Annotated in this window: 21 protein-coding genes; 11 read left to right on the forward strand and 10 right to left on the reverse strand. The window is 32.1% G+C overall.

Features of this window, described 5'->3' with window-relative positions; all coding sequences use genetic code 11:
• Nucleotides 1-17 precede the first annotated feature (17 nt).
• Complete coding sequence (locus ABD077_RS15275) at nt 18-512, reverse strand: metallophosphoesterase family protein (protein ID WP_343913132.1); 495 nt, start codon at nt 510-512, stop codon at nt 18-20.
• Between the two features lie 117 nt (nt 513-629).
• Here ABD077_RS15275 and truA point away from each other — a divergent pair, with 117 nt between their 5' ends.
• Both truA and ABD077_RS15285 read left to right on the forward strand, forming a co-directional pair.
• Nucleotides 630-1,379: a tRNA pseudouridine(38-40) synthase TruA gene (truA, locus tag ABD077_RS15280; RefSeq protein WP_343913133.1), complete on the forward strand. Its 750-nt coding sequence runs from the start codon at nt 630-632 to the stop codon at nt 1,377-1,379.
• Nucleotides 1,379-3,145, forward strand: a complete 1,767-nt coding sequence (locus tag ABD077_RS15285; RefSeq protein WP_343913134.1) for an ABC transporter ATP-binding protein — start codon at nt 1,379-1,381, stop codon at nt 3,143-3,145. Before truA ends, ABD077_RS15285 begins: the two co-directional genes overlap by 1 nt.
• Here ABD077_RS15285 and ABD077_RS15290 read toward each other — a convergent pair.
• The 5 genes from ABD077_RS15290 to ABD077_RS15310 all read right to left on the reverse strand — a co-directional run bounded on the left by ABD077_RS15290 (nt 3,142) and on the right by ABD077_RS15310 (nt 7,355).
• The gene (locus ABD077_RS15290; RefSeq protein WP_343913135.1) at nt 3,142-3,918 is read right to left on the reverse strand and encodes a DUF3667 domain-containing protein; all 777 of its coding nucleotides are present in this window, start codon (nt 3,916-3,918) and stop codon (nt 3,142-3,144) included. The two genes, ABD077_RS15285 and ABD077_RS15290, sit on opposite strands and share 4 nt — an antisense overlap.
• Before the next feature lie 35 nt (nt 3,919-3,953).
• Complete coding sequence (locus tag ABD077_RS15295) at nt 3,954-4,748, reverse strand: DUF3667 domain-containing protein (RefSeq protein WP_343913136.1); 795 nt, start codon at nt 4,746-4,748, stop codon at nt 3,954-3,956.
• Nucleotides 4,749-5,525, reverse strand: coding sequence for a diadenylate cyclase CdaA (cdaA, locus tag ABD077_RS15300; RefSeq protein WP_299608262.1), 777 nt, complete (start codon nt 5,523-5,525; stop codon nt 4,749-4,751). It abuts the gene before it with no gap.
• Nucleotides 5,526-5,591: 66 nt separating this feature from the next.
• Nucleotides 5,592-6,425, reverse strand: a complete 834-nt coding sequence (gene folP, locus ABD077_RS15305) for a dihydropteroate synthase (RefSeq protein WP_343913137.1) — start codon at nt 6,423-6,425, stop codon at nt 5,592-5,594.
• 6 nt (nt 6,426-6,431) lie between these two features.
• A complete protein-coding gene (locus tag ABD077_RS15310; RefSeq protein ID WP_343913138.1) occupies nt 6,432-7,355 on the reverse strand; it encodes a hypothetical protein in 924 nt (307 codons plus the stop codon).
• 35 nt (nt 7,356-7,390) lie between these two features.
• Here ABD077_RS15310 and ABD077_RS15315 point away from each other — a divergent pair, with 35 nt between their 5' ends.
• From ABD077_RS15315 to ABD077_RS15350, 8 genes are all read left to right on the forward strand, one after another.
• Nucleotides 7,391-7,933 carry a DUF1599 domain-containing protein gene (locus ABD077_RS15315; RefSeq protein ID WP_343913139.1) on the forward strand — a complete coding sequence of 181 codons (543 nt, stop codon included), beginning with the start codon at nt 7,391-7,393 and terminating at the stop codon, nt 7,931-7,933.
• A gap of 88 nt (nt 7,934-8,021) precedes the next feature.
• Nucleotides 8,022-9,761, forward strand: coding sequence for a BT_3928 family protein (locus ABD077_RS15320; protein WP_343913140.1), 1,740 nt, complete (start codon nt 8,022-8,024; stop codon nt 9,759-9,761).
• Between the two features lies 1 nt (nt 9,762).
• Nucleotides 9,763-10,833: an ABC transporter permease gene (locus ABD077_RS15325; protein WP_343913141.1), complete on the forward strand. Its 1,071-nt coding sequence runs from the start codon at nt 9,763-9,765 to the stop codon at nt 10,831-10,833.
• 53 nt (nt 10,834-10,886) lie between these two features.
• A complete protein-coding gene (tpiA, locus tag ABD077_RS15330; RefSeq protein WP_343913142.1) occupies nt 10,887-11,639 on the forward strand; it encodes a triose-phosphate isomerase in 753 nt (250 codons plus the stop codon).
• A 95-nt stretch (nt 11,640-11,734) separates the two neighbouring features.
• Complete coding sequence (gene prmA / locus ABD077_RS15335) at nt 11,735-12,574, forward strand: 50S ribosomal protein L11 methyltransferase (RefSeq protein WP_343913143.1); 840 nt, start codon at nt 11,735-11,737, stop codon at nt 12,572-12,574.
• Nucleotides 12,575-12,631: 57 nt separating this feature from the next.
• A complete protein-coding gene (locus ABD077_RS15340; RefSeq protein WP_299608246.1) occupies nt 12,632-12,907 on the forward strand; it encodes an ATP-dependent Clp protease adaptor ClpS in 276 nt (91 codons plus the stop codon).
• A gap of 350 nt (nt 12,908-13,257) precedes the next feature.
• On the forward strand, nt 13,258-14,106 hold the full coding sequence (locus ABD077_RS15345; RefSeq protein ID WP_343913144.1) for a M57 family metalloprotease: 849 nt from the start codon (nt 13,258-13,260) through the stop codon (nt 14,104-14,106).
• 587 nt (nt 14,107-14,693) lie between these two features.
• Complete coding sequence (locus ABD077_RS15350) at nt 14,694-15,551, forward strand: M57 family metalloprotease (RefSeq protein ID WP_343913145.1); 858 nt, start codon at nt 14,694-14,696, stop codon at nt 15,549-15,551.
• A 260-nt stretch (nt 15,552-15,811) separates the two neighbouring features.
• Here the strand turns inward: ABD077_RS15350 and ABD077_RS15355 are convergent, their stop codons facing one another.
• The 3 genes from ABD077_RS15355 to ABD077_RS15365 form a co-directional block, all read right to left on the reverse strand.
• A complete protein-coding gene (locus tag ABD077_RS15355; protein ID WP_343913146.1) occupies nt 15,812-18,421 on the reverse strand; it encodes a TonB-dependent receptor domain-containing protein in 2,610 nt (869 codons plus the stop codon).
• Entirely contained in the window at nt 18,422-19,342 is a 921-nt protein-coding gene (locus ABD077_RS15360) for a FecR family protein (RefSeq protein ID WP_343913147.1), read from the reverse strand. It abuts the gene before it with no gap.
• A 70-nt stretch (nt 19,343-19,412) separates the two neighbouring features.
• Entirely contained in the window at nt 19,413-19,922 is a 510-nt protein-coding gene (locus ABD077_RS15365; RefSeq protein WP_343913148.1) for an RNA polymerase sigma factor, read from the reverse strand.
• A 289-nt stretch (nt 19,923-20,211) separates the two neighbouring features.
• On the opposite strand from ABD077_RS15365, the gene ABD077_RS15370 reads away from it, so the two are divergent.
• Nucleotides 20,212-23,625, forward strand: a complete 3,414-nt coding sequence (locus ABD077_RS15370) for a T9SS type A sorting domain-containing protein (protein WP_343913149.1) — start codon at nt 20,212-20,214, stop codon at nt 23,623-23,625.
• A 516-nt stretch (nt 23,626-24,141) separates the two neighbouring features.
• On the opposite strand, the gene ABD077_RS15375 is transcribed toward ABD077_RS15370, so the two are convergent.
• Nucleotides 24,142-25,053, reverse strand: coding sequence for a M28 family metallopeptidase (locus tag ABD077_RS15375; protein ID WP_343913150.1), 912 nt, complete (start codon nt 25,051-25,053; stop codon nt 24,142-24,144).
• Between the last annotated feature and the right edge of the window lie 128 nt (nt 25,054-25,181).

The raw sequence follows: 25,181 nt of genomic DNA on the forward strand, positions 1-25,181 counted from the left end.
ATGCCAACTTCGGGTTCTTATTTTTTACCAAGTTCGATTACTTCTAGATTTTCTATTTTATCCTGATCGATAGTAAAACGCAACATTGTTCTTACTTTATGGAAACCGTGTTTTCCTGCAGCTCCAGGATTCATATGTAATACTCCATTTGTTTTATCAGGAATTACCTTTAATATATGAGAGTGGCCACATATAAATAAGTCAGGAGGATTGTTTTGTATTTCTTTTCTGGTATTGCTGTTATATTTTGGTGGATAGCCGCCAATATGGGTTATCCATACAGATACTTTTTCGCAATGAAATCGTTGATGTAAAGGAAAGCTTACTCTTGCTTTATCATTATCTATATTTCCATATACCGCTCTAAGCGGTTTTATATTTTCAATTGCATCCGTCACACTCAAGTCTCCTATGTCTCCTGCATGCCAAACTTCGTCTGCTTGTTCTACATAGTGCAAGATCCGGTCATCTATATAACTATGAGTGTCACTTAGTAAAAGTATTTTTTTCAAATTGATGTATTGGTTTGGTTTATTATCCTATAAATAATCACAAATATGATCATAGAATTAATCTCTTTATATGAAGTATATTTGCGATCATATTAAGAACAAAAATAGAATAAAGCTTTGAGATATTTTTTAGAACTTTCTTATAAAGGAACTTCTTATCATGGTTGGCAAAGACAACCTAATGCAATTTCTATACAAGAGGTGTTAGAAAGTTCTTTGTCCTTATTATTAAAAGCAAAAATAGAGATTGTTGGAGCAGGAAGAACGGATGCAGGTGTTCATGCAAAACAGATTATGGCGCATTTTGATTATGAAAATGATATTGATGTAGACCAATTATGTTATAAGCTTAATTCTCTTCTTCCCAAAGATATTGCAATTCAAAAGATATATTTGGTGCAAGAAGAGGTGCATGCTAGGTTCGATGCTATGAGTAGGTCATATGAGTACATTATTACTTTAGAAAAAGATCCTTTCAGTATAAATCATGCTTACTATCTCAAAAAAGATTTAGATGTAGATTTAATGAATAAAGCTGCTAAATTACTGTTAAACTATACGAACTTTAAATGTTTTAGTAAGTCCAAAACCGATGTAAAAACGTATAATTGTACTATTACAAATGCTGTTTGGGAAAGAAATGGCAGTTTGTTGATTTTCAAGATTACGGCTAATCGTTTTCTCCGAAATATGGTTAGAGCTGTCGTAGGAACTCTTGTAGAAATAGGAGAGCATAAACTAAATCTTGAAGATTTAAAAGAAATTATAAAAAGTGAAAATCGTAGTGAAGCTGGATATTCTGTACCAGCTCATGGATTATATTTAACAAAAGTAGCATATCCCAACACTATATACTTAACACAATAATGGCTGGAAAAAGCGTAAAAGCATTTGATTTTAAATTATTCAGAAGATTGATAGGGTATACAAACCCTTATCGATTTACCTTTTATTTCGTAGCGCTATCTGCAATATTGTTGTCAGGATTTGCTATACTAAGACCACTTTTGCTACAAAAAGCGATTGATAAAAGTTTTATTCCTAAAGATGGTAATTTAATCTTGTTTTATATTAGTTTGATGCTTGGAGTATTGCTGTTAGAAGTAGTGTTTCAATTTCTGTTTATTTATTTCGCTAACTGGTTAGGGCAAGAAGTTATTAGAGATATAAGGGTAAAACTTTTTGATCATATGTTGAGTTTTAAAAAACAATATTATGATCAATCTGCTGTGGGAAGATTAGTTACTCGTGCGGTTAGTGATATAGAAACCATTGCAAGTATTTTTAGCCAAGGACTTTTCATGATTATTAGTGATCTGCTTAAAATGTTTGTGATTCTTTGTTTCATGATTTATTACAGTTGGCAACTTACATTAATTGTTCTTGCTGTATTACCTTTTATTGTTTTTGCTACCAGAGTTTTCCAAAGAAAAATGAAAACAGCGTTTGAGGAAGTAAGAACGCAAGTTTCTAATCTTAATTCTTTTGTACAAGAGCGAATAACAGGAATGAAGATTGTTCAGCTTTTTACCAGAGAAGAAATAGAGTATAATAGTTTTAAAGAGATTAATGAAAAGCATAAAAAAGGTTGGATAAAAACCGTGTGGTATAATTCTATCTTTTTTCCAATTGCCGAAATGTCGAGTTCTATTACTACTGGATTGATCGTATGGTATGGAGGTTTAAAAGCTGCACAAGGAGATGTGATTACCTTGGGTGTGGTGATTGCTTTTATAGAGCTCTCACAGATGCTTTTTAGACCTCTGAGACAAATTGCAGATAAGTTTAATACACTGCAAATGGGTATGGTAGCGGCAAATAGAGTATTTGCAATTCTAGATACCGAATCTAAGATCAATGATTTTGGACAAATAGAGCTTGAAACAATAAAAGGAGCAATTGATTTTGAAGATGTAAGGTTTAGTTATTTAGAGAATGAAGAGGTTTTAAAAGGAATCTCGTTTTCAGTAAAACCAGGAGAAACCGTAGCGATTGTAGGAGCTACTGGTGCTGGGAAGTCTACTATTATCAATCTACTAAATCGGTTTTATGAAATAGATAATGGAGTTATTTCCATTGATAACACAAACATTCATGATATTGATTTAAAATCTTTAAGAAATCATATTGCAGTAGTATTACAAGACGTGTTTTTATTTGCAGATACTATTTTAAATAATATTACACTAAACAACCCTACTATTTCAGAAGAAAGGGTCGTAAAAGCTGCTAAAGAGATAGGGATCCACGATTTTATAAAAAGTCTTCCGAATGGATATCATTATAATGTAAAAGAAAGAGGTGTAATGCTTTCTTCTGGGCAAAGACAATTAATTTCTTTTCTTAGAGCGTATGTAACCAATCCTGGAATTTTAGTATTGGATGAAGCTACTTCTTCTATAGATTCACATAGTGAACAGCTTATCCAAGATGCAACAGATAAAATTACCCAGGGAAGAACCTCGATAGTAATTGCTCATCGACTAGCTACCATCAAAAATGCAGACAAAATTATTGTAATGGATAGCGGTAAAATTGTAGAACAAGGAAATCATAACGAACTTTTGGAAGTAGAGAATGGATATTATAGAAATCTCTACGACGTACAGTTTAGTGAAATGAGAGAGGTTTAATTAATTAACCCATTTGCTTCCAGAATTTTAGATGCTAATGCGCTAATTATTCCAATTCCCATTACAAGTAAACCTATTAATAGAAACCCAACAAAACCTTTAATTAGAACTCTCCAATAGCTTAGGTTATATAGGTTTTTGAATAAGAAGGTTGCATAAACAAGTTGTATTAATAAAAATATGGAACTAGTCTCTTCTACATAGTCCCCAAAACAAAAAGTAATAATGTAGGGTATAAAAGTAAGTATAGTAATATGAGCTATGAGGTATGCATTGATTACGTTGTGTTCTAGAAAATTATACCTCCTGTATTTTCTGAAGATAAAGCGAGACATGAGCGAAAACATAGGTATTAGGATGAAATATCCCAGCGTTGGAAATTTTTCTACTGTTTCTATTAAAAATTCTACCACTTCAGAATTTTTATCACTTTTATCTATTTCTGGAGTGATGTCAAATGCTTTCTCTTTAATAAAGGTTAAAAGAGTAGATAGAGTAAGAGATAATAACAGATATGATGGTAAGTTTAAATGCTTTTTTCTAACTCCATTGATATAGTCATTAATAACAATGTGAGGTTTTATTGTTAAGTCCTTAATGGTTTTTATAAGTGTGTTATCGATATTTAGATATACTTCTGTTATTTCAGAAATTAAATTTTTGTAGGTAATTCTTTTTGTAATCTTTTTAGCACCACAGTGAGAGCAAAAATTTACTTTTTCAACATTGTGCCCACAGTTCTTGCAATTAGAAATTGTAACAGTTTTATCCATTTATTTCTTAGGTGATTTTTAAATATTTAATGTTTTTAAATAGAAGAGGTTCCGTCGATTGGCATTACCCCTGTTTGTATCATGATGAAAGCAACAACTATGGAGAAAATAACAAATAGTATGCTCATGATTACAAAAAATAACAGTGTTTTTAAGATAATCTTTTTCCAACTTAAATCATATAGTTTCTTTAAAACATATGCGATATAGAATATAGAAGTAGGGAACTGTATCCATAACACCAGATAAAGATTCTCAACAGTTAAAAGTATAGGTAAGGTTATGAAACTTATCACCATAGTAATATGAGAATAGGCGTATAGATGAATAACCAGGTGTTCTGTAAGATTATACTTTTTGTAATTTAAAAAAACAAGCCTCGATATTAAGGCTAATATCGGAATTGTTAGGAATGAGGTAATAGATTGGTATTCAAAAGAAATATCAGAGGCTATTTTACTTACTTCCATTTGTTCTTCAGAAACCATTGTTTTTGCAAAGATATCCTCCATATATTTTTTTAGAATGAAAGTGTATAAACTGGCGATGGTAAGAGAAATTGCGAAATAACTAAAAACATTTATATACCTTTTTCTAAGTCCATTAATAAAACCATCAATTACATCCTTTGGTTTTGTGAAAAGATGAACGAATGTTCTAATAAAAGAATTGTCTAAATTTAAAAAGCGGTCACTAAATTCCTGAGTTAGATTTTTAAAAGTAATTCTCTTTGTAATTTTTTTGGCACCGCATTCTGGACAAAAGGCAAAGTTGTTGATTTCGAAGCCACAGTTCTTACAATAATTAAGATTACTAAGTTTGCTGTCCATCTATTGTAGATCTTTCTTTATTTTTTCAATCAATTCTTCTGGTGTTTTAAAGATGACAAATTCACCATTTTTTATATAAGATATCTGACCCGTTTCTTCACTTACAATAATAGCTAACCCATCTGTTTTTTCGGTAATTCCTATGGCAGCTCGGTGTCTTAATCCAAATCGTAAAGGGATGTCTCTATCATTTGATACCGGTAATATTACTCGAGTTGCAACAATTCTATTGTCTTCTATAATCATAGCTCCATCGTGTAATGGGCTATTTTTATAAAAAATACTTTCTATAATTGGTGTTTTTACTAATATATCGAGTTCATCACCTGTGTTTTTAACAAAGTCTAAAGCAGTATTTCTTTTAATTACGATCAATGCACCGGTAAAGGTGTCTCCCATTTTCTGACAGGCTCTTACAATAGCCCCCACATCCGTTACACTATCTTCTGGCGTGTCTCTTATGAATTTTAACTGTCGCAAAAATTTTCTTCTTCTACCAAAGTTTGTAGATCCAATCATAAGTAGAAATTTTCGAATCTCTTGCTGAAAAACAACAATCAACGCGAACATTCCTACGCCAATAAACTCGCCTAAAACACTACTAAGCATCTCCATTGCCAGAAACTGAGTTAGTTTCCAAACAAGATAGATCATTACGATTCCTATAAAAATATTAATAGCGGCAGTACCTTTAACCAATTTATACATATAGTAGAGTAGCAGTGCTACCAACACGATATCCAGGATATCTAATATTCTAACATTGATTAAATCCAAAGGCGGTCTTTTTGTAAAAATAGAAAAATTAGCGAAACTCTGTTTCAGATCTTTTATTCAAAATGATTAATCCGTAAAATTATTGTATTTGTTTACTAGATTTACACATTCCATAGCTTCTTTTACATCATGAACTCTTAAGATAGAAGCTCCTTTTAACAAAGCAATGGTATTTAGAGAAGTAGTCCCATTTAAGGATTCGGAAGGAGTACTGTTCAGAGTTTTATATATCATCGATTTTCGAGAGACACCTGCTAGAATAGGAAGCCCTTGTAGCTGTAGTAGTTCTAATTTATTCAGCAGTTCAAAATTCTGATCAATATCTTTAGCAAAACCAAAGCCAGGATCTATAATAATATCGTTGATACCCGCTAGTCTTGCTTCTGCTACTTTCTGAGAAAAATAAAACTGAACTTCTTTCACCAAATCCGAATATTGATTTAATGATTTCATAGTTTGTGGGGTGCCCTTCATATGCATCAAAATATATGGTACTTTTAATTGACCAACAGTGCGAATCATATCCGTATCAAGATTACCTGCTGAGATATCATTTATAATTGCCGCTCCGGCATCAATACATTTTGTGGCGATACTACTTCTAAAAGTGTCAATGGATAAAATGGCATTTGGAAATTTAGAAAGAATTAAAGTTACAATAGGTAAGATTCTTTTCTCTTCTTCATCAACAGAAATATGATCTGCTCCTGGTCTGGAAGAATAAGCGCCAAGATCAATAAATGTAGCTCCTTCATGCAGCATTTTTTCTACCTGCAATAAAATTTGTGATTCATCTTTATATTTTCCTCCATCATAAAAAGAATCTGGAGTTAGGTTTAAAATTCCCATTACTTTCGGGGAACTGAGATCAATTAAAGACCCTTTGCAATTGATAGTCATTAGATTTTAAAAAGTGTTGATTAGGCAATCGATTATAAGATGGTAAAGATAATTCCTTTGTTCATTAATAATATTTATTTGTTTCTCAGATATAGTTTTTGCGGATATATAATCGCCATGTAACAAGAAATTACGAATACTAGTTATTTTATCCTTTCCAAAAGAGTTGTTATGATTTTCTATCTTCTCTCTAATTTCTTTAACTTTTTTTCTTGAGTAGTCAGGAGGATAACCATTTGGAAATGTTAGCATGATTTTGAAACTGTTGTGGAGGCTTTTATTTTGATTGTTTTGTCCCCAGAAACCTTCAATGAAATTCCATAATAAACCAACTTGAAAATATATATTATTGATTTTCATTATTTCTAAGACTTTCTCTAAAAAGACGTGGTTTTTAGAATCAATTTGTTTTAACAAATAGAAAGTACTAACAATTTTCTCTAAGCTTTTTTGAGATAAATTATGATTTGTGTCAAAGTTGTCAATTCTCCATGGCTCTATAAGTCCAGCTCCTGCGCCGCCATCAATGATATAATTGATTGCATTTCCTATTTGTGTAGGAGGGTAAAGAACTAATCTAATTGCTAATTCGATATCTCTTCCAATGTGTATTTCATTAGGAACTGGATCAAGAGTGATTAAATAATGAGCTTCTCGATTTATAGTTGTGATATTTGTGTTTTTGTCTAAACCATTTCGCATGACAAAATTTTGAAAAATGTCAATCCATTTAGGTGAAAGTTTTTGAATTTCCGAGCCGTTAATTATTAATAACCTAATTATGGAATCATCTAGCTTAATCTCAGTAATTAGTTCTGTTTTGGTGAAATTTCTGTTTATAATTGGAAATATCAGAACTCTATCGCCACTTTTTAAGTTTGAACGATACATATTATATGATTTTGTACGATCAATTTTTTTAATTGCCATATTAAAGCGAAATTTACGCAAAATTCAACAGTTATATGCAAGATACGTCTACCCAATATGACGCAATAATCACCAAATGTCGTGATTTGTTTACTAAGAAAATGAAAGATTATGGAAGTGCCTGGAGAATCTTAAGATTACCATCTCTTACAGATCAAATTTTTATAAAAGCGCAACGAATTCGTGGATTACAGGAAAATGAAGAAAGAAAAGTAGATGAAGGAGAAGTTTCAGAGTTTATTGGGATCATTAACTACAGCTTAATGGCTTTGATTCAATTAGAAAAGGGAGTGGTAGATCAGCCAGATTTATCTGTAGGTTTGGCGACAGAATTATACGATAAGCATATCAATATTACTAAAACATTGATGATGAATAAGAATCATGATTATGGCGAGGCTTGGCGTGATATGAGAGTAAGTTCACTTACCGATCTAATCTTACAAAAACTATTAAGAGTAAAACAAATCGAAGACAATAAAGGTAAAACTATAGTGAGCGAAGGGATTGATGCAAATTATCAGGATATGATTAATTATGCCGTATTTGCTATGATTCATTTGGGTGAAGCAAATTAATTTTTGATTTTATAAAATACTGTTAAACTAAAAATAACAAGGTATAAACCCTTTATCTTGTTCGCGATAACTTATAATCTCCATATTAATGATGAAAATACTAGTTGGTTTTTCCAGAATATTTGTAGCAGCACTTTTCTTATTTTCAGGATTTATTAAGCTAAATGACCCACTTGGGTTCTCTTATAAATTGCAAGAATATTTCAGTGAAGGCGTTTTAAATATGGAGTTTTTGATTCCGATTGCGTTATTACTAGCAGTGTTTCTATGTATTTTTGAAATTATTGTCGGAATCACCTTATTACTCGGATATTTACCAAAGTTTACGGTTTGGTCGTTATTAGGCATGATCGTTTTCTTTACATTTCTTACGTTCTATTCAGCATATTTCAATAAGGTAACAGATTGTGGATGTTTTGGAGATGCACTTCCATTAACTCCTTGGGAATCTTTTACGAAAGACGTGATTCTCTTAGTATTCATTCTTATTTTGTTTTTTGGAAGGAAATATATTACGCCTATTCTTCCAGAGAATTCACATAAGTGGATCGTATTTGTATCCTTTACAGCTTGTTTGGCATTTGCGTATCATGTACTAATGCATTTACCAACTTTTGATTTTAGAGCATATAAAATTGGAACTAATATAGAAGAAGGAATGTCAGTGCCCGAAGGAGCTCCTGAGGCAGAATTTGAATATTCATGGAAGTTCGATGTAAATGGAAAAGAAGAAATCATCAAAACTAGTGGAGAATATCCTCAGGTAGATGGTAAATATATTGGGGTAGAAACTAAAATGATTGAGGAAGGATACATTCCACCAATTCATGATTTTGCGATAGAAAAGGATGGAAATGATTACACAGCCGAGTTTTTAGAAAAGGAAAATGTGATTCTTATCGTAATGTACAATCTTTCTAAGAGTGAAGGAGAAGGAATGAGTGTTATCAAGGGATTAACAGATAAAGCAATGGCTCAAGGTTATGATGTGATAGGGCTTACCGCCTCATCTCCTGAAGCAGTGGCACAGAAAAAAGAAACCTATAATCTTAATTTCGATTTTTATAGTACCGATGAGACAGCGTTAAAAACAATTCTAAGATCCAATCCTGGAATTGTAAAGTTGAACAAAGGAACTATTACCGAAAAACTAAATTGGAATGATGCCGATCAGCTGATTTTGGATAAAGTAACACCTTCCAAACCTAGAATAAACAAAGAGCTAAAGTCTAAATTAGATAGTATTGCTAAACTAGATCAGAAGTTTAGGAAATTAATGCAAGCTAAAACAGTTGAAGAACGTGATAGTATTGCGAAGTTGGTAGGAGCTACAGAGGAAGAAGCTTTGAGTGATTATTGGTTCCAACAAAATAAAATTGATTCTTCAAATACGGTGTATATAGAGGGAGTATTTAAACAATATGGGTATCCCGGTAAATCTCTTGTAGGCGAACCTACAAATAAAGCCGCTTGGTATGTAATTCAACATTCTGATAAAATAGATAAATACCTTCCTTTAATTAAAGAAGCTGGTGAAAAAGAAGAAATTCCTTTTAGACTTGTAGCAATGATGGAAGACCGATATTTGATGGGTAAAGGAGAAGAGCAAGTATATGGTACACAAGGAATGACATTTAATTCTGATACCAATAAACCAATTGATATTATCTGGCCCATAAAAGATGCGGAAAGTGTGAATGAAAGAAGAGTAAAAGCAGGATATAATACTACAATTGAAGAGTACGCAAAGCTCTTGTATGGCGATACTTTTGAATATAAAGTTTATACCTTAGAAGAAGTAGAGCAGTTAAAGCAAAAGTCGAACTAATATGATTTCGTACTTCTATAAATTAGGGTATGCATTACTTACTTTATTAGGAGTGATAACAGTAATCTTTCTTTTATTTACAATTCTTCCTGGTGATCCTGCTCAGATGATGATGGGGCAAAACGAAAATCAGGAACAGTTAGATATTATCAATAAGAAATATGGCTTTGATTTGCCATTGACAACACAATACCGATACTATCTAAATGATCTGTCTCCTATTTCTTTTCATAGTGCTCAAAAGGATGACTTTTCCTATTTCGATACAAAAAAGTATGTTGGAACATCTTTATTAAACATCGGTAATGTACACATGGTTCTGAAATACCCCTATTTAAGAGAGTCTTTTCAGAAAAACGGAAAAAAGGTAAGTCAAGTCATTAAAGAAACCTTACCTAATACAGTGGTTTTAGCTGTTTCTGCAATTTTTATAGCTATTTTATTGGGGATTACCATGGGTATTATTAGTGCGTTGACCAAAGATCAATGGCCAGATCGATTATTGCAATTGGTTAGTACAATCGGTATGAGTGTTCCTTCTTTTTTTAGTGCTATTATTTTTGCTTGGTTGTTTGGTTATGTGTTACATGAATATACCAATTTAAATATGACAGGTAGTTTGTATGAGGTAGATGATTTTGGAGAAGGAACGTATATTCAATGGAAAAACTTACTATTACCAGCAATCGTACTGGGAGTTCGTCCATTGGCAGTAGTAACTCAATTAATGAGGAATTCTTTATTAGAAGTAATGAGTCAGGATTATATAAGAACTGCTAAAGCAAAAGGTTTATCCCTATTTCAGATTATCCGAAAGCATGCATTGAAGAATGCGTTAAATCCTGTAGTGACAGCCATCTCTGGATGGTTTGCATCCATGTTAGCAGGAGCTGTTTTTGTAGAATATATTTTTGGATGGAATGGATTAGGGAAAGAAATTGTAGATGCCCTAAATACTTCGGATCTTCCAATAATTATGGGTTCGGTTATTGTAATTTCTTCTGTATTCATTCTAATCAATATATTTGTAGACGTTATCTATAAATGGTTAGATCCCAGAATTAGAGCATAACGATAGTGTTAAAAATGTAACCAAATAAAAACCACACAAATAAATTAAAATTAATGAGAGCAAAAATTGTAGCAGGAAACTGGAAAATGAATAAAAACCTTGCCGATACTGGAGTTTTACTTTCTGAGTTAAAAGAAAAACTAAACACATCAACAGAAGCCCAAGTAATAGTGGCACCAACTTTTACGAATCTTTATTATGCTTTTGAAGAATTAAAAGGATCCAATATTGGAGTGGCAGCACAAAATATGCATCAGGCAGAAAGTGGAGCCTTTACTGGAGAGATTTCTGTAGATATGCTAAGTAGTATTGGAGTAAAGACTGTTATTTTAGGTCATAGCGAAAGAAGAGCGTATTTTGGAGAAACGGATGAATTGTTAGCCGAAAAAGTTACGACTGCTTTAAAACATGGTATGACAATTATATTTTGTTTTGGAGAAGAATTGGAAGAACGTAAAAGTGATAATCATTTTAATGTTGTCGAAAGCCAGTTAAAGAATGCGTTATTTAAGTTAGATAGTGAAGCTTGGAAACAAATAGTATTAGCATACGAACCTGTTTGGGCAATCGGAACAGGTGAAACCGCAAGCCCAGAGCAAGCACAAGAAATGCATGCGTTTATACGCAAAACAATTGCAGAAGCATATACAACAGAGATTGCAGAAGAAGTTTCTATATTATACGGTGGTAGTGTGAAACCCAATAATGCCAAAGAAATTTTTGCTAAACCAGATGTTGATGGTGGTTTAATAGGAGGAGCTTCATTAGATGCAGAAAGTTTCTCTGCGATCGCAACTTCTTTTTAAACACTAAATATTATTATAAAACAGGAAGGTATTCGCTAAAACGAATGCCTTTTTTGTTGCACAAAAGATTAACTTTGCGCTTTAATTTTTAGTATATGACAGTACCAGTATATATAGGGTATTACTTTACCATACAGCCATTACAACCTGCTACCGAGATTTTGATCGCAGAGTTAGGTTATGCAGGTTTTGAAAGTTTTGTGGAAACAGAAAATGGAGTGGAAGCATTTATTCAAAAACCAGAGTGGAATGAACATATTTTAGATAACATCCATATTCTAAATTCGGATGAATTCGAGATTACTTATACAACCAAAGAAATAGAACAGGTAAACTGGAATAAAGAATGGGAAAAGAATTTTAATCCCATTGTAGTGGATGATATTTGTGGTGTTAGAGCTCCGTTTCATGAAAAGTCGGATGTGATATATGATATCGTCATAGAACCTAAAATGTCATTTGGAACAGGGCATCACGAGACTACACATATGATGATCCAACATTTACTGAAAGCTGATTTAGAAAATCAAAAAGTGTTGGATATGGGTTGTGGTACAGGTGTTTTGGCAATTTTAGCAGAGATGCGTGGTGCACAACCTATCGATGCAATTGATATAGACAATTGGTGTTATTTGAATACTGTAGAAAATGTAGAACGAAATCATTGTAGACATATTACAGCATACGAAGGAGATGTTTCCTTGTTAGATGATAAAAGATATGATGTAGTTATAGCAAATATTAATAGAAACATATTATTAAAAGATATATCTAGTTATGCAAAAACACTAAAATCCAAAGGACAACTTTTTTTAAGCGGTTTTTATAGCGAAGATTTAGAGCTAATTACTAAAGAATGCAATGCAAATAATTTAGAGTTTGTAAATAGTTTGGATAGAAACAATTGGATAGCAGCTTGTTACAAGTTAAAATAATCTAATATACGATTCGTTTTTCTGTATGAAATAGTATATTTGTATAAAAATAAGGAGATGAGCACACAAGAAAAGGTTTTAGAAGAAGTTTTAGAAAAAACCACAGAACAAAATAATAATGAAATTGTTCTCTATAATGATGATGTAAATACTTTTGATCATGTTATAGAAACTCTGATTTATACGTGTGAGCATACACCAGTTCAGGCAGAACAATGCGCAATGTTGGTACATTATAAAGGAAAATGTACGGTAAAAACTGGTGCTTATGAAGAATTAGTGCCTAGATGTTCAAAGCTTCTCCAAGCTGGTTTAAGTGCAGAAATTGTTTAAGAAAACATATTTGTAAGAATATTCGCTCAATAAATTTTGTTATTGAGCGATTTTTTTTACTCAAAAATTAAAATTGAGGTAAAAACTTAATTATAGTAAGGTTTTTATGTGTTTTTGTAATTGTGTCATTCGTCGAAAAAAACATTTTTAATTGATAAAAATTTAATTATTTTGTTGTTTTTTAAGGGATAATTCAATGAATTAACTTTTTTAAAAGAAAAAATGTGATATCTTTGAATCGGAAAAATTGTACGCCCCAAAACTTTCTTATTGATTTTTAAGCTAGCGCAATTCGTTGGTTTTGCTTGTACTTCCCAAAATAATATATACAAACTCAACACATTTTTACAATGAAAAGAATTAAATTCTTGGCACTTTGTGCTATCGCTGCAGGTCTTATCACTTCATGTCAAAAACAAGACCTTTCTAATGAAATCGAAACTGAAAACAAAGAAGTATCAAAAGAAGTTAAATTACATCTAGAAGCTATTGGAGTAAATGCTGCGGATGCGATCATGCAGACAAGGACACTTTTAGATGGTTCTCAGGTAACAGGAGTTAGATCAGGAGACTATTTTTCTACGATAGAGGATCTGATGAAAACACCAACTTTAGCTACTGGAGAAGGAAATACAAAACAATATAGAACAAATAACTTAGTTACAGGTTCTAATAGAACTATCGATATTATAGGTTATACCGGTGGTGGAGGTTTCGGACTTACCAGTAAAGAAAGGACTGGTCTGCAATGGGCGGTAAATAATTTTAATAGGTTAAATATCTCTATAAGCTTTAGACTTACCTTCGGAACAGATTATCAGTCAAAAGATATGGTAGTGTATCATGATCCTAATGAAGAAGCTGCTGGCGAGCAAGGTGGAGTGGCTGGATTTCCAGATGCACAAGGAAGGCCAAACTTTGGAGTTGCGATTTATGGTTTATCGGGATATTCCAATAATGTAAATGAGCATGTGATTACACACGAAATAGGACATTCTATAGGTTTCCGTCATACAGATTGGTTTAGTCGTCAGAGTTGTGGGCAGTCTGGAGAGAGTGCTGGATCTGATGGAGCTATTCATATACCAGGAACGCCAACAGGTTATGACTCAACTTCTATTATGTTAGCCTGTTTTAGTACAAGCGCTACTGGGGAGTTTAATAGTAATGATATCACTGCATTGAATTATTTATATTAAGATCTTATTTCTATTTTATATTCTGATAATCAGAACATAAAAGTTATAAAAACCCAACTTTGGTTGGGTTTTTTGTATTTGTACTATTAAATAATCCCAATGTAACAGGAAGTAAATGACATATAATCTTTAGGCATTTTGAGAAAAAAGTAAAGAAAAGATGGTGTTAATAAAATTTTAACACTAATTAGTTAAAAATTTATAAGTTGTAAGAAAAAACCTTCTGTTTTAAACAAAGTGTTTTTTTATTTACATTTCTTTAACATTAGCGAAAATATAATAGTTAGCTAACTTGTACTGTTAACTTTTTGTAAAATTTTGATTACACTTTATCGATTTTATTGTGTGTGTTGAGGATGAGGTATTATTGTATTTTATGCAACTTTGTTGCGTTTAATCTATTGTTTTTGTAAATTCACCGAGAATCGTTCAAAGTATTAACTGATATATCCAAAAAATTATCATATCTTCAACCCGCTTTAAATTTAAAAAGATTCAAAGCTTATTAAATTAATAGCAGTAAAATAGGTTTATTGATAAAGTTTATTTTACAAAAAAAGTAACTACACAAACTCAACTTTTTTAAAATGAAAAAAATCAAAGTATTAGCGCTTTGCGCTATCGTGGCTGGTGTAATCACCTCTTGCCAAAAAGACGAAATTACTAATGACGCTCAACCAGAAGCTTTAGAATTAAGTAAAGATCTTCAAGATAAAATGTTGGCTGCTGGTGTTAATCCATCAAATGCTTTTATTAAGGATATGGTAAATCCACTAACGGGAGATTCTGATCAAATGGTGGTATCTGGAGATATCACAATGTTTCTGAATACTCTTGAGTCTGATGGATATGCATTGGGAGATACCGAGGATGGGAACAAACAATATAGAACTAATAACCTTGTATCTTCCGGTAACAGAACTATCGATATTTTAGGTTTCACAGGTTCTTGTTGTGCATTATCAAGTAGAATGCAAACAGGTCTTCAGTGGGCTGTAAATAATTACAACAGAATCAATACTACATTAAATTTCAGATTAACATTTGGAACGAATTTCCAAGCTGCTGATATGGTAGTATATGATAACGGACAAGGTGGACAAGGTGGTTCTGCAGGATTCCCAGAAGGAGGAAGACCATTCAAGTTTATCCAAATTTTAAGCGGTATGGCTAATGCAAGTAATAACGTAAATGAGCACGTTATCGGACATGAGATAGGACATGCTTTAGGTTTCAGACACACAGACTACGCTCGTAGAAGATGTGGTGGAGCTAACGAAGGAACTGCTGGAGTTGGAGCAATTAATATTCCTGGAACACCTTCTGCTAATCAGTGGGGGCAGAGTGGTTTAGACTCTGGTTCTTTAATGATTTCTTGTTTCGACGGAAGCGAGGATGGAGAATTTTCTAACTTCGATATCGTTGCCTTAGAATTCTTATATTAAGAAGAAATTAAACCCTATTAAATATAGGTAAATAAAAAGCTTTGAATCCATATTGGAGAAACCATCTCGATACTGTTGAGGTGGTTTTTTTATTTCCTATTTATAAGTTTCTTAGATTATCAAGTAGATAGTATACAACTCAATATATGTTTGATATTAGAGTTTTTTATTTCTTAAACTATTAAGAATGGATAGCAATACCTCTTATAGTTGTTTCTTTTAATGATTTTAAGTCAAGATATTGGTTGTGAAAGAAGCTTCTAGAAATCGATTCTAAAGGATAAATTTGGTGTTATCCCGGCGGATATTGTATTGACTTCTTGTAACAAAAAATCATTGTTGTCATCAAATCTAATATTGTAAGTTCGATTTAGGGTGTTTTCTTTATCGTATAAGTTGAATAAAGAGAAACCAATCTTACTTCTCCAAGTATCATTTTTGGATAACTTGAATTTATATGAAGCAGAGAAATCCAATCTATGATATGTATTCAGTCGTTCGCTATTCGTCTCTTCATAATCAATGAATAGAAATCCATTATCTTCTGTAATTCCTGATGCAGGTGTGTACGGTCTTCCATTTCTAATAGTCCATCCAAGAGAGAATTCAAAATTATTCCATTGATAACTATGAATCCAAGAAAGATAATGTCGAACATCAAAATTTCCAGGAAAATAGTCACCATTGTTTACATTTTCGAACTTGAAATCCTGATTGGTATAGGAATAACCAATCCAAGTTCGATAATCACGTATTCTCTTTTTAACTAAAAGGTCAACTCCAAATGCTTTGCTTTCTCCTGTTTCTAGTTCTAATACTCCATTAAAACCATTAGCAAATGATGTTAAACCTTCAGTAGATTTAAAATATCCTTCAATATCAATGTACCAATCATTTTTGTTAATAGTGAAACCTCCAGATATTTGATCACTACTTAACATGGATACAAATTCTGAATCTGCTAATAGCCAAATTTGATTATCAAGGTTGAAGTCGTTAGGTAAATAATTTGACACTTGACTTATTACTTGATTTCGTCTTTCTGCCGCTACTTTCGTGATAATATTCTCTGATAGATTAAACTCTAAGTTAAGTCTGGGTTCCCAATATGTTTTATCCAAAACTGAAAAATAATTGCCTCTTATTCCTGCACTTAATTTAAATTTCTCATTTAGATTTAATTTATATTCTCCAAAAACAGCGTGTGTAATATTACCATCACTTTCGTCAAAAGTAAAATTATCTGCAGAGTAGTCCGCATTGTAGGTAACAGCATTAGTGGAAAAATCATAACCAAAAAGAAAATTATTCTTTGCGTTTATGATCCAATTAGTATGGATCGAAGCTCCTGCATCTCTTATGGTATTTGTTTCTTCAATGTTATTTTCGAAAAACAAAAAGCCATCTCTTGTAGCTCTAACTTCTCGCAATCCCTTATAATTAAAGTCATAATTTGAGAAATAGATATTAGCAGAATGGGAAAAGTTTTTATTCCAGAATTTTTCCCATTTTATATTTGCACCTTGATTTACAAATTCTAAATTATCTTTTTGGTTTTCATCAAATGGTTCGTTAAAACCTTGTATGTTTTTTATATTTAGTGTGTAATCTAGATTGTTATTGGTGAAAATAGTACTAATGGTTAGTTTGTTATTTTGTTCGCTGTTTTCGGATAAGTCTAAAATTGCTTTAATCGTAAGATCTGTGAAATAGAATACATTTTCATTTTCTACAGTTTCCTGATCAAAATTTTGATTGTCAACAAAGAAACGTATACTTTGAAATGCTCTATCTGAATAGCTTCTAAACGTTGGGGTCTCAATAAGATCCGTGAACGCTCTACGGGCGGATATAACAACACCAAAGCCATCGTCTATAGGGGCTTCAAAATATGCGTCTATATTTGTCATATTGATGCCAATACCAAAACCTAAATCCTTTGGAATTTCGTTTTTTGATTCTATGTCTACTACCCCAGAAATTCTATTTCCATATTTAGCTTCCGTGCTACTTCTGAAAAGTTTGATATTTTCGGTTATATAAGGATTAAAAATAGAAAGTAAATCAAAAAAATGACCAGAACTATACATTTTAATACCATCCCAAAGAACAAGGTTGTGATCTGGAGTACCTCCTCTTATATGAAGGCCTGAGGCAGTTTCTGTGGGACTCTGAACTCCAGGTAAAAACTGTAATGTTTGTAAAATATCGGGTTCAACTAATCTAGGTAGAATGCCTAGTTTACTAGGATTGATGTTTATCGCGCTATTTGCACCTTGTCTAGATATTCCAGAAGTTACGTATTCAGTGATTACTACTTCTCCTAATTGAAAATCATCTTCTGTCAAAAAGATTCTCAAACAATCTTTGTTTTCCAATTCTTTTGCTGGAAAACGTTTGTTTTTATAGCCTAAAAAACGAATTTCAATGGTGTCGTTTGGTTTTATTAAATGAAATTGAAAGTATCCCTTGTGGTTGGTAGAAATAGTCTTAGATTGACTTTTATTAATGATTGAGACTTCCTCAATAGCTTTTCGTCTTTTTGTATCTAATACATATCCGCAAATAGTTATGAATCCCTCTTTGTTTTTCTTTCGTATAGCGTAATACCTATCATTAATTTTTTCAAAAAAAATTGATGTTTGGTTCTCTAGGTTTTCTAATAGTTTCTCTAATGAATTTCTATTTGATAGGGTAATAAGTTCATTTTTAACGATTTCAGGATTGAAAGAAAACTTGATATTATAAAACTGTTCAATATCTTTCAGAACTGTTTCTAAAGGAATATTATCATAGTCAGGTAGCTCAGTTTTTTGTGAAAAAGAGGGTAGGTGTATGAGGACTAAGAGAGAAAAAAAAATCGATTTCATTTATTCTTTAACGAGAACTATGTTGTTTTCGTTGTTAAAAGTATATGAAATTTCCATAGGAACAAAGATTGTTTTTAAAGCTATCTCAATATTTTTGTGACTATAACTTCCAGTAAAGCGTTGATTTAAATTAATTTTTTTTGTATCAAACGAAATATTGAATTGATTTTCTAAGGATTGGATTACCTGTTTTAATGGAGTATTGGTAAATGTAGTTTCTCCAGATAACCAGCTTGGAAGCGAGGTTTCTGTTTCCCAATTTTCCACAACAGTATTTGTAATTCTAAATGCTTTGCCTTTGACGAGGATTGCTGAATCAGAATCTTTAGCTCCTATAGCTTTTACTTTACCTTCATGACAAATAACTTCAAAAAAATCTTTTTGTGTATTAACATTAAATTGGGTTCCTAAAACCTGAACACTTCCAGATTCTGATATCACTGTAAACTTAGATCCTTTTTTTACTTTAAAAAAAGCTTCTCCTAGTAAAACTACCTTTCTATTTTCTTTCCACTCAGACTCTTTATAGGATAATTTTGATTTAGAATTTAGTATTACTTCTGATCCGTCTAGAAGTTGAACAGTCATCTGTTCTCCGTAATTTGTTTTATAAACAGTAGAGCGATTGAAGAAAAAGAAAAGACCAAGAAGAACCAATAAGGTCGCAGCGATACCGTAAGTCCACTTCGGAAGGAAAGAAATTACTTTACTAGTATCCGTGGTATTAAGCATCTCTTCCTTTATCTTTTTTAAATTTCTGTCTTTGTCATAAACAGGAGACTTCAACATACCAACCCTATCAATAATAACTTTGTATTTTTGATATTCTTCAGAATTTTCAAATTCCATTTTTTCTTTAGGGTCGAGGTCATTATTGAGCCATCTTGCTAAGAATGTTTCGTCTGAATATGGATTTTGCATTTGTTTTTTTGTTCTTCGTTTATGCTTTCTAAATAATTAACAGTCTTAAGCTGTATAACCCTACATATATTTATAAAATATCTCCTAACTTTTCTCGTAAGCTTACCAGAGCATAATGTATTCTTTTTTCTATTGCCTTTACGGAAACCCCAGTTATTTCTGCAATTTCTTTGTATGATTTTTTGTCAATTCTTGATAATAAAAAAGTTTCTCTCTGTTTTTCAGGAAGATTATCAATGGCTTTTTTTAATTTGGCCATAAATTCCTTTTCTTCAATTATAAACTGCGGATCTTGATCATTTAATTCAGTGTGCGGTTTTTGTTCATATTTTAGAACCACTTTCTTGTGCGCAATATGATTTAATAAATTATTATTCGCTACTGTAAACAAATAAGATTTTGCTTTGTAAAAAACAACTTTTTTACAATTCTTCCACAATTTTACAAAAGCATCTTGAATGATATCTTCTGCCAAATTGAGATCACCGCACTTATAATAAATAATATTGCGCAGAGACTCGGAACAATCATCGAAGATTAGTTCAAAATTCTTTTCCTCACAAACCGATTTCTTTTCCATAAGAATTCTCGAAGATATTTATTTTATCTTCATATTAAAAAAAAGTAAAACTTATTTTGTTTATTTACACAGTTAAACAGTTATAATATTAATTTAAATATCACGTGTTTTTTGTAGTTAAACTAAAAAATAATAATAATGTTATATGGTTGTTGATTTAATCTTACCCAATCATATAAAATCTAGTACTTTCTTCAAATTATTCGAGTATAAAATTAATGTTTAAAAAAATTAGGGTTTCTCCTAGTTTGGCTGTTTACTATAAAAATAACTCAACAAAGTTTATAAAATGAAAAAAATTATTTTTCTAGTCATTGCTTGTTCTTTTTCTTATTTAAGTAATGCACAATTTAATTCCAATGCCCCTTGGATGAAAGAGCTTGAAGCTCAAAAAAAATCTAAACGAACTAATGAACCTCTAAAATTTCAGGAAATTGTCGATGCTTTTAATGAGTATTGGAAAGACAAAGATTATACAAAAAAAGGATCTGGATACAAACCATTTAAAAGATGGGAAGACTTTTGGAAGGACTGTTTGAATGATGATGGAACGTTAATGTCTGCAAAACAAATATGGGATGCGGGATTACAAAAAAATGCTTCATACAATAGAAAAGTAGATCAGAGCAATTGGATTGCTTTAGGTCCAGATGATTTTATTGATCGATCTTTTTCTAGTTCTAATATAGGTCGAGTTAATACGATTATAGTAGATCCGATAGATTCAAATACCTATTACGCAGGTACACCTGCAGGAGGGATATGGAAGTCATTAGATGCTGGAGCGAGTTGGGTTCCATTATCAGATGAACTTCCTCAGATAGGAGTTTCAGCAATTGCTATAGACCCTGTAGATAATAATATCATTTATATAGGAACTGGTGATGACGATGCTAATGATACCGTAAGTGTAGGTTTGTTGAAATCAACCGATGGCGGTCAAACATGGGAGACAACAGGTTTGAATTTTGATATTTCAAGAGCTGAAAATATCAATGAGATTTATTTAGATCCAACAGATAGAACTAAAGTATTTGTTTCTACCAGTGATGGTTTTTATAAATCAACAGATAGCGGAGCTAATTTTATTCGTACGTTGGGTGCGAACTTAAATGATGCTAAATTAAAGCCTGGTGATTCTAATGTTATATATGCGGTTTCTGATTCTAGGGTTTATAAGTCTACTAATAATGGAGATTCTTTTTCTATTATAACTAATGGTTTGCCTAGTTCATCCACAAGATTAGCGATAGATGTTACTCCCGCTAATTCTGATTATGTGTATATACTTAGTGCAGGAGATAATTCTTCTTTTCAGGGGGTTTATAGATCTACTGATAGTGGAGATTCTTATACAAAATCATCGTCTTTATCAACTAACGTTTTTGGGGCAGGACAAGCATGGTATGATATGGCAATTGCCGTTTCGGATACAAATGCAGATGAGATATATACCGGAGAATTGGATATTTGGAAATCTACTGATGGTGGTGTGAGTTTTACTCAGGTAAATCAGTGGTTTTCTAGAACACCATCATATACACATGCTGACATACATTTTTTAAGATTCTTTGAAGGTGATTTGTATTGCGGAAGTGATGGAGGTATTTTTAAATCAACCAATGGAGGAACAACTTTTTCTGATTTAACCGAAAAAATGCAAATTGGACAGTTTTATAAAATAGCGGTTTCTAAATCAAATGGTAAGTCTAAAAAAATGGCTGGAGGTTTACAAGATAATGGAAGTTTTGGATTAACCGGCTCTGGAGAATGGAATGTGTATGGAGGAGGAGATGGTATGGATGCAGCAATAGACCCTAATGACGATGATAAGTATTATGGTTTTATGCAACGAGGACAAAATCTTTGGATTTCTAATAATGGTGGTTTAAGCCAAGTTGCTCGTGTAAGTGAACCAGATCCTAAAACAAGTCCTAATGATACTCAAGAGTTTTTTGGTAATTGGATTACCCCTCTTAAAGTAAATAAAGAAGGTGAGGTCTACGCTGGTTATAATGCAGTTTTTAGATTAGATCAAGATAAATTTGTTCAGGTATCACCTAAGTTAAGTTCATCAACAGGTATCGCTAAGTTTGAAATTGATCCTTCTAATTCGGATATTATGTATGCTGCAATTAGTAATACTTTGCGAAAAAGTACTGATAGAGGAGTTACTTTTAATGTTGTTGAAAGTTTTACTAGGTCAATTACTTCTATTATTGTCCATAGTGCCGATAGTAATATCGTATATGCAACCACTTCAGGTACTTCTGGTAAAGTGTATCAATCCGTAAATGGAGGTCTTGATTTTACTGATATAACAGGAGATTTACCAAATGTGCCAAAGCTTGTGATAAAGCATCAAGGAGGACACTCTGCTAATCCATTGTTTATTGGTACTACCACAGGTGTGTATAGAACAGATGACACCACACCTGGAGTATGGGAAGTTTTTGATAAAAATTTACCAAATGTTCCTGTTAGGGATCTAGAGATTAATATAAATGATGCTAATATTACAGCAGCGACTTATGGTCGAGGAGTTTGGCAATCAGAAATACCGGTAGAGTTGGTTGATAATGATGTTCGTTTACTTGCAATCAACACTTCTAGTATAGAAATAAATTGTGGTGATATTGCTCCATCTATAGAAGTTCAAAATAATGGTTTAAATGTAATTTCTTCTCTTGATATAGAATATATTGTAGACGGTAACTCTAATACTACATCTTGGACTGGGAATATTAATTCTAATGAAACACAAATGATTGAGTTACCTCAATTGAATGTGGATCTTGGAGTGCATACTCTTAATATAATAACTTCTACCGCAGGAGATGCTAACGCAGGAAATAATTCTTTATCCAGTGTTTTTATAACAAATAAAGAAGCAAGTATAGAGGTTAATGATTTTGAGAATTCAGGAGACGATGTTTTGATTGTTGGAGGTTCTTGGGAACGTGGAGTACCTACAGGGACAAATCTTAATACAGCTGCATCAGGACAAAATGTATATGGAACCAACTTGGATGGGGACTATGCGAATTCAAGTACTAGTTACCTAGTCTCTAATTGTTATGATCTTTCTTCTGTGGAAAATCCTGTGCTTAAGTTTAATATGGCGTTTGATATAGAATTAGATTGGGATTTTATTAATGTAGAATATTCTCTTGATGGAGGTTTGAGTTGGACCATATTAGGATCCGCAAATGACCCTAATTGGTATAATAGTGATACACTACCAAATGCTAGCAATTGTAATAATTGTCCTGGTGCACAATGGACAGGGACTGATGCTACAATGAAAGAATATAGTTATGATCTTGCAGCTTTTATAAATGAGCCAAGCTTTTTGTTTAGATTTAATTTTGTTACAGATCAAGCAGTAACTCAGGAAGGTGTTATTATTGATGATTTGGTAATCGAAGGTAATTTCTTAAGTGTAGAAGATGTTGTGAACAGACCAGCGTTAAGTCTATTCCCAAATCCGTCTACTGGTGTTTTCAATATACAGTGGAGAAATGCTGCTAATATTTCTTATACAGTTACGGATTTAACAGGAAAAGTAATCGCGTCTCAAAAAGAATTAACTTCTTCGGATAATTCAGCTCAAATCGATTTATCTAACTATGCTAGAGGAATGTATTTTCTTAACGTTAATCTAGACGGTGTAGAAGAGACTCAAAAGCTCATTAAGAACTAGAAATTCTTTCTGTTAGATATCTTTGTATGCTATCTAACTAAAAGAGAGAATGGTTTAATATAAAAGAAAGCTGTCAGCAATTTATTGCAGACAGCTTTCTTAGTTTTAATAATCAATACTACTAAACGAAAATTGATCTAACGATCAGTTTTCGTTTAGTAAACAAACATACCCCAAATAGAGTATAGCATACACTTTTCGTAGTGTACCAAAAAGTAAACTGATAAAAAGCCCCAGAAGGGACACCACTCGGTTTTATAATGATGAGTATGTATAATACTATCCTTAGTAATCCATAACCAATTAGTAAAATGCTCCAATACTTAACTAGTTTTGGAGAGTAATTTTTTCTTTTCAAGTAAACGTATAAGAAGGGAGATGTTAGGATTGCTATTATCAAAAAAGGATAGAATATACCTACGAATGAATATTCAATACTTCTTATGATACTGGGAATAAAACTCACAATTAATAAGGTTTCATATAGTTTGTTAGTTAATATTTGTCGGTTAGTTATCATTGTGCTAGTTTTTTAAAAATTTTGAAAATGAAGTTTGTAGTTGATAGTAGGTACTCAAAATTGATGGTCTCATAAGTATCTTTTGGAGTATGAATAAAAGGTGTTGTATCTCTTTTAACATATTCTTCAGAAATTCCAACAGTATTAAAACCCTCATCTATAAATGATTTATGATCAGAAGAGCTTACTGAGGTACTATAAATAGGGATGTGGTATTTCTTAGCATATCGTTCATATAGCTTTTTAAGCTTCTTAGAGGGGAGTTCTATTTCAATTCCATAGTTTTGATCCTTGTCCCATCCCATCATATCTATAGTGTGTACAGAATGTATCTTTCTATTCGTTTTTTTTAGCATTTTTGCGTAAGCTTTACTGCCGACTTCTCCATCCTCCTCTTGGTCGAATAAAACGATAATAAAGTTGATGTTTCTTTTTTTTAGTTTTGCGAGTTTATACGCAATGGCTATGCTCAAAGCTATTCCAGTAGCATTATCAATAGCGCCAGGACAATTACGTTCAGAATCATAGTGTCCTCCAAATAGTAGGTATTCATTGCTATCTGTAGTAGCGGGTAATACTGCAGCAACGTTAATTCCTTGTACGGGTGGTAAACATAAATCAAGTAACGGATTTCCGTTTGAGGTGCGGTAATAATGATTTTCAAGTTGCCAGTCTATCGAAGATAAATAATCAGATAGATAATTTGCAGTGATGTCACGCTCTTTGGGAGATGCTCGTTGGTTTAAATAGGTTTTGTCTTTAATAGGAGTCTTTCCTGTTAATTTTTGTAAGATCTCCATTTGCATTGAGGTGATGTCTTTCTCTGGTACTAGTTGATTTTGAGAATTAGATAAAAAAGGAGTTAATAGTAGACCAACGACACTGAGTTTTTTTAATAAATAATTCATTTACATTTGTTTAAGTGTTTCTCAAATCTATATGGAATCATTCTTTTGAACTAAGTTTTATGATCAATATAGATTTGTATACTGCACACTATATAAATTTATGGGTGCAGGCATATCTATGTTTTTTT

It is taken from the genome of Aquimarina litoralis, assembly GCF_039523995.1.
In the GTDB taxonomy this organism is placed as follows: Bacteria; Bacteroidota; Bacteroidia; order Flavobacteriales; family Flavobacteriaceae; genus Aquimarina; species Aquimarina litoralis.

What these genes read in the sequence shown, in the direction of transcription:
- ABD077_RS15285 (WP_343913134.1), top strand. Translation starts at nt 1,379, where the DNA reads ATGGCTGGAAAAAGCGTAAAAGCATTTGATTTTAAATTATTCAGAAGA.
- ABD077_RS15290 (WP_343913135.1), bottom strand. Translation starts at nt 3,918, where the DNA reads ATGGATAAAACTGTTACAATTTCTAATTGCAAGAACTGTGGGCACAAT.
- ABD077_RS15295 (WP_343913136.1), bottom strand. Translation starts at nt 4,748, where the DNA reads ATGGACAGCAAACTTAGTAATCTTAATTATTGTAAGAACTGTGGCTTC.
- folP (WP_343913137.1), bottom strand. Translation starts at nt 6,425, where the DNA reads ATGACTATCAATTGCAAAGGGTCTTTAATTGATCTCAGTTCCCCGAAA.
- ABD077_RS15310 (WP_343913138.1), bottom strand. Translation starts at nt 7,355, where the DNA reads ATGGCAATTAAAAAAATTGATCGTACAAAATCATATAATATGTATCGT.
- ABD077_RS15315 (WP_343913139.1), top strand. Translation starts at nt 7,391, where the DNA reads ATGCAAGATACGTCTACCCAATATGACGCAATAATCACCAAATGTCGT.
- ABD077_RS15320 (WP_343913140.1), top strand. Translation starts at nt 8,022, where the DNA reads ATGATGAAAATACTAGTTGGTTTTTCCAGAATATTTGTAGCAGCACTT.
- ABD077_RS15325 (WP_343913141.1), top strand. Translation starts at nt 9,763, where the DNA reads ATGATTTCGTACTTCTATAAATTAGGGTATGCATTACTTACTTTATTA.
- tpiA (WP_343913142.1), top strand. Translation starts at nt 10,887, where the DNA reads ATGAGAGCAAAAATTGTAGCAGGAAACTGGAAAATGAATAAAAACCTT.
- prmA (WP_343913143.1), top strand. Translation starts at nt 11,735, where the DNA reads ATGACAGTACCAGTATATATAGGGTATTACTTTACCATACAGCCATTA.
- ABD077_RS15340 (WP_299608246.1), top strand. Translation starts at nt 12,632, where the DNA reads ATGAGCACACAAGAAAAGGTTTTAGAAGAAGTTTTAGAAAAAACCACA.
- ABD077_RS15345 (WP_343913144.1), top strand. Translation starts at nt 13,258, where the DNA reads ATGAAAAGAATTAAATTCTTGGCACTTTGTGCTATCGCTGCAGGTCTT.
- ABD077_RS15350 (WP_343913145.1), top strand. Translation starts at nt 14,694, where the DNA reads ATGAAAAAAATCAAAGTATTAGCGCTTTGCGCTATCGTGGCTGGTGTA.
- ABD077_RS15355 (WP_343913146.1), bottom strand. Translation starts at nt 18,421, where the DNA reads ATGAAATCGATTTTTTTTTCTCTCTTAGTCCTCATACACCTACCCTCT.
- ABD077_RS15360 (WP_343913147.1), bottom strand. Translation starts at nt 19,342, where the DNA reads ATGCAAAATCCATATTCAGACGAAACATTCTTAGCAAGATGGCTCAAT.
- ABD077_RS15365 (WP_343913148.1), bottom strand. Translation starts at nt 19,922, where the DNA reads ATGGAAAAGAAATCGGTTTGTGAGGAAAAGAATTTTGAACTAATCTTC.
- ABD077_RS15370 (WP_343913149.1), top strand. Translation starts at nt 20,212, where the DNA reads ATGAAAAAAATTATTTTTCTAGTCATTGCTTGTTCTTTTTCTTATTTA.
- ABD077_RS15375 (WP_343913150.1), bottom strand. Translation starts at nt 25,053, where the DNA reads ATGAATTATTTATTAAAAAAACTCAGTGTCGTTGGTCTACTATTAACT.